We start from the raw sequence: 9,472 nt of genomic DNA, 5'->3' as shown, positions 1-9,472 counted from the left end.
GCTTTTGGGTCAGGGTACAAGGTAGCCTTTGACCCCGGTGAAAATGATCTGCGCCGCCAGTGCGCAAACAAACAGCCCCATCAAGCGACTGACAATCTGCAGGCCCTGATCGCCGAGAATCCGCTCGATGCGGTTCGACAGATAAAGCACCACCCCCACGGTGAAACTGGCCAGTGCAATGCTCATGATCGCCGTGAGCTTGTCGTCCCAATGCGGCTGGCTGACGCCCATTACCAACAAGGCACCGATGGTGCCGGGGCCGACGGTCAACGGAATGGTCAGCGGCACGATGGTCACGTCCTGCTGCACGTTGTCGGTTTGCACCACAGACTTGCCTTGCGCCATGCCCAGCGCCGAGATGAACAGTACGCTGCCGGCGCCAATCCGGAAGGCATCCACGGTGATGCCGAACACATCGAAAATCACGCGTCCGAACAAATACAGAAGAACACTGGAAACCAGCGTGGCGATCGCCACTTTCCAGGCCAGGCGCCGCTGTTCCTTGCGCGAATAACCACGGGTCAGGCTGATGAAGCAGGACAACACGAAGAACGGGCTGTAGAGCACCAGCATCTTCAGGTAAACGCTGAATAACACGTGGAGCATGGTGCAAGCTCACTGGCAAGGAAAGTCGTGGGGAGTCTATCAGGCACTACAAGGTCTGTCGGCTTACGACGGTTGTGTTGTAGCCCGGTTCTGTTGGTCACGCTGAGCGACCCAATGCTCGATTAACTCGCGCAACTGCGACAACTCGACGGGTTTGGACATGTGCCCGTCCATTCCGGCCTGGCGTGCCTGCTCCTTGTGTTCGGCGAGGATGTGCGCGGTCAGCGCGACAATCGGTGTGCGGATGCGTTGATTGCTGACTTCCCAGGCGCGCAATTGCTGAGTCGCGGAGAAACCGTCGAGGATCGGCATTTCGCAGTCCATCAACACCAGGTCGTAGCGCTGGGCCTTCATCGCCTGCAGCGCTTCTTCGCCGTTGCTGGCTGTGTCCGGTTGCAGGTTGAGCTTGCCGAGCATGCCGCGAATCACTTTGGTCGAAATCGTATTGTCTTCGGCGACGAGGATGCGGAAGTCGCTCGGCACTTTGGCCGCCGTGGCCGCGGTGACCACTTGTGGCTGGAACACCACCTGGCCTTTGTTGCGCTGGTTGAGCTCATCCGCCAGGGTAGTCTTGAGCGTGTAACCGGCCACTGGTTTGGCGAGGATGCGTTTGATCCCCGAGTTGCGCGCAATGATCTTGCTCGGCGCGTTGCTGATGCCGGTGAGCATGATCAGCAGGATGTCGTGATTGAGGCTCGGGTCTTCCTTGATCTTCGCGGCCAGTTGCATGCCGGTCATGCCGGGCATGTTCTGGTCGAGCAACACCACATCGAAGTAGTCACGCAGGTGCGCCTTGGTGCGCAGCAGGGCCAGGGCTTCCTTGCCTGATGGCACGGCGCTGACGTTCAGACCCCAGGCGCTGCACTGCTGCACCAGCACTTTGCGGCAGGTGTCGTTGTCATCGACCACCAGCACCCGCGCGCCTTGCAATGGGCTGTCCAGATCAGAGGTCGGGTGTTCGAGCCGATCTGGGTCCAGCGGCAGGGTCAGCCACAAGGTGCTGCCCTGGTTGGCGCCGCTCTTGATACCGAATTCACCTTGCATCAAACGGATCAACTGGCGGGCGATTACCAGTCCCAGATTGCCGCCCAGACGATTGGCCGAGAGGAAATGCTTGCTGTGCAGTTCAGCGTGCATCAACGCATCGCGTTCTTCCTGCTCCATCGGCGCGCCGCTGTCCTGCACGGCGATGCGCAGGCGCGGTTTGCTACTGCGCTCATCAAGGGCGACAACGATCAGCACTTCGCCCTCGTCGGTTTTCTTCAGGGCGTTTTCCAAAAGGCTCAACAGGGTCTGTCGCAGGCGGGTCGGGTCACCGCTGATCACGCGCGGTACTTGCGGCTGAATGAAACTGATCAGCTCGACGTTCTGCTGCTCAGCCTTGGCGCGGTAGATGCTCAGGCAATCGTCGATCAGCGCATTGAGATCGAACTGCACGTCGTCCAGTTCGATCTGCCCCGATTCGAGCTTGGAGATGTCGAGGATCTCGTTGATCAACGTCAGCAGTTCGTTGCCGGCGCTGTGGATGGTTTGCACGTAGTCGCGCTGCTTGACCGATAACGGCGTGCCCAGCAGCAGTTCGGTCATGCCCAGCACACCGTTCATCGGCGTGCGGATTTCGTGGCTGATCTTGGCGAGGAATTCGGCCTTGGCGTTGATCTCGGCATTGCTGGCGGCGAGGTCGCGGCTGATGCTGAAGCGGCTTTCAGTGATGCTGCGCTGACGCTCGCCCAGCGCGATGCTCATCAACAGTCCGCTGATGCAGATGAACGCCATCAACGTCATGATCAGGCCTTGCGGCGCGACGAGTGTCAGGCCCAGCAGCGCCGGAAGAATGATCAGCGTACCGATGTTGAACACCACCATCGCCGCCACGAACAGGCGCGCCGGGCGATACCCTTTCTGCCAGTGATAGAAGCCGACCAGCAACATGCTCAGGCCTGCCAGGGCTACCAGCGCGTAGGTGATGATGTTCAGGGGCAATGTGTTGACGAACAACAGCAACAGGCTGCAGATCACGATGAACAGAATGTCGCCCAGCAACAGTTTGTTCAGGGGATGAGGCCCAAGCGGCGAGAAAAAGCGCAGGGCAAACATCAAACCGGCAGGGGCGGTCAGGAGCAAGGCCAGGTAAGCGCCTGGCGTCTGGATCGCGTGCCAGTTCGGCAACCAAGGACCTGCGAGGTTAAGCAGTAGCAACAGGCTGAGCCCCAGCAGACCTTCGCAGACCGCCAGCCACAGACTGCTGCGCGAGCGTGAATAGGCGTAGCGCACAAGGTTGTGCAGCAACAGCATGCCAAGGCAACCGAACAGCAGGCCGAAGACCAGGGTCTGGTTTTGATTGGCCGCGCTCATCACCGCCGATTGCAGGGTGATGTACGGACGCAACTGATGGTCGGAAACCATCCGCAGATAGACGTCCAGGGTCTTTTCGCTTTGTGGCAGTGGCAGCATGAAGTCGCTGCTCGGCAATGGCCTTTCGGCCTGGGGCTGGTTGGTGCCAGTATTGCGTTGCTCGATCAGCTTGTCGCCGTCCAGCACGTACAGATCAAGGTGGGACAGATCGGGGGCGAAGACGCGCAGCACTTGTTCGTGCTTGCCCGGCGCCAGTTTGAAGCGCAGCCACAAGGCACCCTCTGGCGCCGCCGCGGTGAGGCGATCAAGGTCGATGGGGCTGAATTGATTCGTGTAGCGAGCGGAGCGGATATCGCTCAGTTGCAGATCGCCCTGATCGTCAAGCAATACCGACCAGCCACTGCCTTGCGCGGCCTGAGCCGCAAGCATGCAGAGCAAGGTCAGCAACGTGACGGTGAAGCTTATGGCAATCCTGAGCCAGCGCACGGCGAAATCCCTTCATAGGTTGATGCCAGAATATAACGATGCGCGGCGGCGGAACAGCCCGGCGAGGGACTGCATCCCGCGCCGGGTCTGATCGACAGCTTATTCCTGGGTTTCGCCACGTTCACGGGCAATGGCGCGGTAGCCAATGTCCTTGCGATAGAAGCAGCCTTCCCAGTCGATCGCCGCAGCCAGCTTGTACGCTTGCTGTTGCGCGGCACTGACGCTGGCGCCCATTGCGGTGGCGCACAGCACGCGACCGCCGGCCGTCACGACCTGACCATCCTGCAGCGCGGTACCCGCGTGGAAGACTTTGCCTTCCAGGCTTGCCGCAGCATCCAGACCGTTGATCGCCGCGCCTTTGGCGTAATCGCCAGGGTAGCCGCCAGCCGCCAGCACGATGCCGACGCTCGGACGTGGGTCCCACTGTGCTTCAACCTTGTCCAGCGCTTGCGCCAGTGCGGCTTCAACCAGCAGCACCAGGCTCGACTGCAGACGCAGCATCACCGGTTGGGTTTCCGGATCACCGAAACGGCAGTTGAACTCGATGACCTTCGGGTTACCGGCCTTGTCGATCATCAGACCGGCATACAGGAAGCCAGTGTAGACATTACCCTCTTCGGCCATACCGCGCACGGTCGGCCAGATCACCAGATCCATCACGCGCTGATGCACGTCGGCAGTGACCACCGGGGCCGGGGAGTAAGCACCCATGCCGCCAGTGTTCGGGCCGCTGTCGCCGTCACCGACGCGTTTGTGGTCCTGGCTGGTGGCCATCGGCAGGACGTTCTTGCCGTCGACCATGACGATGAAGCTGGCTTCTTCGCCGTCGAGGAACTCTTCGATGACCACGCGCGAACCGGCGTCACCGAAAGCATTGCCGGCGAGCATGTCGCGCACGGCGTCTTCGGCTTCGGCCAGGGTCATGGCAACGATCACGCCTTTGCCGGCCGCGAGGCCGTCGGCCTTGATCACGATCGGTGCGCCTTTTTCACGCAGATAAGCCAGCGCTGGCTCGATCTCGGTGAAGTTCTGGTAGTCGGCGGTCGGGATCTTGTGGCGCGCGAGGAAGTCCTTGGTGAAGGCTTTCGAACCTTCCAGTTGCGCGGCACCGGCGGTCGGACCGAAGCAGTCCAGGCCACGGCTGCGGAACAGGTCGACAACACCGGCGACCAGCGGCACTTCCGGGCCGACGATGGTCAGGGAAACGTTTTTCTCGGCGAAGTCGGCCAGTTGCTCAAGGGCCAGCACGTCAATGGCGACGTTCTCGCACTTGGCTTCAATCGCGGTACCGGCATTGCCCGGCGCGACGAAAACTTTCTGCACGCGCGGATCCTGAGCCACTTTCCAGGCCAGGGCGTGTTCACGGCCACCGCTGCCAATGATCAAAACATTCATTTCAAAAACCTCAAAAATCTGTCAGTCGCTGCTGGAGCGCTTTATGTGGGAGCGGGCTTGCTCGCGAAAGCGGTGTGTCAGGCAAAACAGTTGTCGCTGACAGATTGCATTCGCGAGCAAGCCCGCTCCCACATTTGGATCGAGTTGAATCAGTGACGGAAGTGGCGCATGCCCGTAAAGACCATGGCGATGCCGGCTTCATCAGCCGCAGCAATCACTTCAGCATCACGCATCGAGCCGCCTGGCTGGATCACCGCAGTGATCCCCACCTTGGCTGCGTTGTCCAGACCGTCGCGGAACGGGAAGAACGCGTCCGATGCCATCACCGAGCCGGCGACTTGCAGGCCGGCGTGTTCAGCCTTGATCGCGGCGATACGCGCCGAGTTCACGCGGCTCATCTGGCCGGCGCCGACACCGATGGTCTGACGGTTTTTCGCGTAAACGATAGCGTTGGATTTAACGTACTTGGCGACTTTCCAGGCGAAGATCAGGTCGTTGATTTCCTGTTCGGTCGGGGCACGCTTGGTCACGACTTTCAGGTCTTCGCTGCCGATCATGCCGATGTCACGGCTCTGTACCAGCAGACCACCGTTGACGCGCTTGTAGTCCCAGGCCGCAGCGCGGTCAGCCGACCACTCGCCACAGGCCAGCAGGCGCACGTTAGCTTTGGCTGCAACGATGGCACGGGCTTCTTCGCTCACGCTTGGGGCAATGATCACTTCGACGAACTGACGCTCGACGATCGCCTTGGCGGTCTCGGCATCCAGTTCGCGGTTAAAGGCGATGATGCCGCCGAACGCCGATTCGGTGTCGGTGGCGTAGGCCAGTTCGTAGGCCTGACGGATGCCGCCTTCGGCGTCCGGGCTCACCGCCACGCCGCACGGGTTGGCGTGCTTGACGATCACACAGGCTGGCTTGACGAAGCTTTTTACGCACTCCAGCGCGGCGTCGGTGTCGGCCACGTTGTTGTACGACAGCTCTTTGCCTTGCAGTTGGGTTGCGGTGGCGATGCCGACTTCGGCAGGCTTGGCTTCAACGTAGAACGCCGCGCTCTGGTGCGGGTTCTCGCCGTAGCGCATTTCCTGAGCCTTGATGAACTGGCTGTTGAAGGTGCGTGGGAATTCGCTGCGACCTTCTGTGCTGAGGGTATCAGCGGCCTGGTTCACGGTGCCCATGTAGTTGGCGATCATGCCGTCGTAGGCGGCGGTGTGTTCGAACGCCTTGAGCATCAGGTCGAAACGCTGAGCGTAGGTCAGGCCGCCGGCCTTGAGGCTTTCGAGGACGTTGGCGTAATCGCTGGCATTCACCACGATCGCGACGTCTTTATGGTTTTTCGCTGCCGAACGCACCATGGTCGGGCCGCCGATGTCGATGTTCTCGATCGCGGTCGGCAGGTCGCAGCCTGGCTTGTTGATGGTGGCTTCGAACGGGTACAGGTTGACCGCGACCAGATCGATCGGCTTGATGCCGTGCTCGTTCATGATCGCGTCGTCGGTACCGCGACGACCGAGGATGCCGCCGTGGATTTTCGGGTGCAGGGTTTTCACCCGACCGTCCATCATTTCAGCGAAACCGGTGTAATCCGCGACTTCCACTGCGGCAACGCCGTTGTCGCGCAGCAGCTTGAACGTTCCGCCGGTGGAGAGGATCTCGACGCCCAGCGCTTCAAGCTCCTTGGCGAATTCGAGGATCCCGGTCTTGTCGGAAACGCTGATCAAGGCGCGGCGGATCGGCAGGCGGGTAGTCTGGTCGGTCATCTCAATTTCCATCAAAAGCAAAGGAAGTCAGCAAAAAAGGCGACCGGTTTTACGCGGGCGCCTTTCTGGTTTGATTGAATGCTTACAGCAGATCGTACTGCTTGAGTTTCTTGCGCAGCGTGCCGCGGTTGAGTCCCAGCAGTTCACTGGCCTTGGTCTGGTTGCCCTTGACGTAGTTCATCACGCTTTCGAGCAGGGGAGCCTCGACTTCGGAGAGCACCAGGTTGTACACATCCGTGACGGACGCGCCCTCAAGGTGGGCGAAATAATTGTGCAGCGCCTTCTCGACACTCCCGCGAAGGGTCTGACCTTCTTCGCTCGGGGTATTGAGGTGCTGTTTCAAATTCACGTTGTCGCTCACGGGTGCTGTTCCACTCACTAAAGTCTCGGTCATCATCGTCATGCGGCCACCCCTTCTTCGTCCCCTGTCAGGCTCTTGTAACGCTCGGCGAAGAACTCCCGAACGTTGGCGCATTGTGTTTCCGTACCATCCAAACGATTGAAGTGGGCGCGAAACTCCCTGGCGCCCGGCAAGGTTGCGAGATACCAGCCCACATGCTTGCGCGCAATGCGCACGCCCATCACGTCCCCATAGAAAGCGTGAAGTGCGGCCAGATGCTCTAGCAGTATGTGTTCCACTTCGATCAGTTGCGGTGCCGGCAATTTCTCGCCGGTACGCAGGTAATGATCGATCTCGCGAAAAATCCATGGCCGCCCTTGGGCGGCACGGCCTACCAACAGGCCATCGGCACCGGTCGCGTCGAGCACGTAGCGGGCCTTTTCCGGCGAATCGATATCGCCATTGGCAAACACCGGAATCGACACCGCCTGCTTGATCGCGGCAATCGTGTCGTACTCGGCTTCACCGGTATACAGATCGGCGCGAGTGCGGCCATGCACTGCCAGCGCGGTGATCCCGGCCTGCTCGGCGATCTTCGCCACGGTCAGGCCGTTCTTGTTGTCGCGATCCCATCCGGTGCGGATCTTCAAGGTGACCGGCACATCAACCGCAGCCACGACGGCCTGCAGGATCTCGGTGACCAGTGCTTCATCCTTCAGCAACGCGGAACCGGCGGCCTTGTTGCAGACCTTCTTTGCCGGGCAACCCATGTTGATATCAATAATCTGTGCGCCCAGTTCGACGTTGGCCCGGGCTGCATCCGCCAGCATCTGTGCATCACCACCGGCAATCTGTACCGAGCGTGGCTCGGGATCGCCTTCGTGGATCATGCGCATGCGCGACTTGCGGGTGTTCCACAGGCTCATGTCACTGGTGACCATTTCCGAGACTACAAGCCCCGCGCCCAGGCGTTTGCACAACTGACGAAAGGGCTGGTCGGTGACGCCCGCCATCGGGGCGAGAATCAAGCCGTTCTGCAATGTATATGGGCCGATGCGTACCGCCGACATAGGACTTCCCTGAAGTGGGGCCGGATCATGAGAGTTCGAAAAAGGGTGGGCATGATACCCGCTCTCGATGACTGGATAAAGGCTGAATTGAACAAAATCTGAACAGTTATTCCGTTATCGCCAGCGGTTTGGTTGCGCAATGCGAAGTCAGAAAATTGCCGTCAATCAAGAAGCGGTGAAGCGATTCACTCGGGCGAGTGGAAACTCAGGCTGTAATTCACCGCTTTGGGGCCAGGATCGAGAATATCCAGCGCGATGTGGATCGGCGTTTGTGGCGGCATCTCCGCCAGACCTTCGAGGTCGCCACTGAGGTATTCGCCGGGTTTGAAGCGACGACTGGCGATCAGGTGGCCGTTGAGGTCGGCAAAACGCAGTTCCAGCAGTGGGAACGGTTGGGAGAACGTCGCGCGGTTATAGATGATCGCGTCGACCACCAGCGCGCCGCTGAACTCCGGATGGCTGCGCACCACCAGATTGCTGCTCTTGATTCTGGCGATGTCGACCTTTGAGGGCACGGTGCAACCGATCTGCGGGCAGGCTTGCTGGAACCATGGGCGGTACTGATCCTGGCGTGCCAGTTCATCAAAATGATAAGCGATGTACTGGAAGGCCAGGCCACCGGCGGCCAGCAGCACCAGCGTCAGCCATAGCAGGCGTCGGCCCCACGGCGAGCGGCGTTTCTGCCAGTCCAGTTGCAGCGGATCGTCGGTCAGGTCCTGCAGCACTTCGGCGCGGACGCCAGGCTCTGCGCGTTCGCGTTTTTTGCGCGGCGGCTCGATTGAAGGCAGATCGTCGTCATCGGCTTCGTCACTGGCGGACAGGCGTTCGCGACGGGCATTCGGATCGATCGGATCGTGCAGGCGCAGTTGCGGGATCGCCGGTTCGTCATCCAGATCCACCGGCTCCAGCGACAACGAAGGTTCGGTGCGCGCAGTTTTCACCGGTTCGGGTTCGACGATCTCGGGTTCGGCTTCGGGCAGGTGCTCATCTTTACGGGCGCTGAACAGGCTATCGCGCCACTGCGTTTCATCGGCTTCGGGACTGTCTCGCCGGGCGCTCAGGGAATCTTCGCGGGGACGACCGAATTCGGTGGTCGGCTGGATTTCCCGTTGTTCGAGGCGAGCGAGTTCTTCGTCCAGATCGAGGTTGTCGAGATCCAGCTCCGAGGCGCTCCACTGCTTTTGGCTGATGGCGCGCGGCGCGGGCGGCTCGACGCTGGCCGGTGACTCGACAACCGGTAGCTCTTCGGCGGGCAGCGTTTCAATTGGCGGCGCGACCGGTGTCACCGCGTCCTTGCCGGCGTGTTGCTCAAGCAGCTGTTTGGCCGCGTTGAACACTTGCAGGCAGGAGCCGCAGCGAACCACCCCGCGGGCCACGCTCAATTGAGCATGGCTGACACGGAAACTGGTTTGGCAATGCGGGCACTGGGTGACGAAGCTGTCGGTCATGCGGCGATCCGGATT

The 9,472-nt window shown here is 60.5% G+C and carries 7 protein-coding genes; all 7 read right to left on the bottom strand.

What is annotated here, in order from left to right:
• Nucleotides 1–9 precede the first annotated feature (9 nt).
• Entirely contained in the window at nucleotides 10–606 is a 597-nt protein-coding gene (locus tag CKW18_RS07495) for a MarC family protein (RefSeq protein WP_064593220.1), read from the bottom strand.
• A 63-nt stretch (nucleotides 607–669) separates the two neighbouring features.
• Nucleotides 670–3,447: a hybrid sensor histidine kinase/response regulator gene (locus tag CKW18_RS07490; protein ID WP_095188256.1), complete on the bottom strand. Its 2,778-nt coding sequence runs from the start codon at nucleotides 3,445–3,447 to the stop codon at nucleotides 670–672.
• A gap of 99 nt (nucleotides 3,448–3,546) precedes the next feature.
• On the bottom strand, nucleotides 3,547–4,842 hold the full coding sequence (gene purD, locus CKW18_RS07485; RefSeq protein ID WP_095188255.1) for a phosphoribosylamine--glycine ligase: 1,296 nt from the start codon (nucleotides 4,840–4,842) through the stop codon (nucleotides 3,547–3,549).
• A 149-nt stretch (nucleotides 4,843–4,991) separates the two neighbouring features.
• The gene (purH, locus tag CKW18_RS07480; protein ID WP_095188254.1) at nucleotides 4,992–6,599 is read right to left on the bottom strand and encodes a bifunctional phosphoribosylaminoimidazolecarboxamide formyltransferase/IMP cyclohydrolase; all 1,608 of its coding nucleotides are present in this window, start codon (nucleotides 6,597–6,599) and stop codon (nucleotides 4,992–4,994) included.
• 82 nt (nucleotides 6,600–6,681) lie between these two features.
• Nucleotides 6,682–7,002 (bottom strand): DNA-binding transcriptional regulator Fis, encoded by a 321-nt coding sequence (gene fis, locus CKW18_RS07475; protein ID WP_003221275.1) that lies wholly within the window; start codon nucleotides 7,000–7,002, stop codon nucleotides 6,682–6,684.
• Nucleotides 6,999–8,009: a tRNA dihydrouridine synthase DusB gene (gene dusB / locus CKW18_RS07470; RefSeq protein WP_095188253.1), complete on the bottom strand. Its 1,011-nt coding sequence runs from the start codon at nucleotides 8,007–8,009 to the stop codon at nucleotides 6,999–7,001. Before dusB ends, fis begins: the two co-directional genes overlap by 4 nt.
• Nucleotides 8,010–8,194: 185 nt before the next feature.
• On the bottom strand, nucleotides 8,195–9,457 hold the full coding sequence (locus CKW18_RS07465) for a DUF3426 domain-containing protein (protein WP_095188252.1): 1,263 nt from the start codon (nucleotides 9,455–9,457) through the stop codon (nucleotides 8,195–8,197).
• Nucleotides 9,458–9,472: the final 15 nt, after the last annotated feature.

Source organism: Pseudomonas sp. Irchel 3E19 (assembly GCF_900187585.1).
In the GTDB taxonomy this organism is placed as follows: Bacteria; Pseudomonadota; Gammaproteobacteria; order Pseudomonadales; family Pseudomonadaceae; genus Aquipseudomonas; species Aquipseudomonas baetica.
This window is presented reverse-complemented; position numbering and strand designations above follow the sequence as displayed.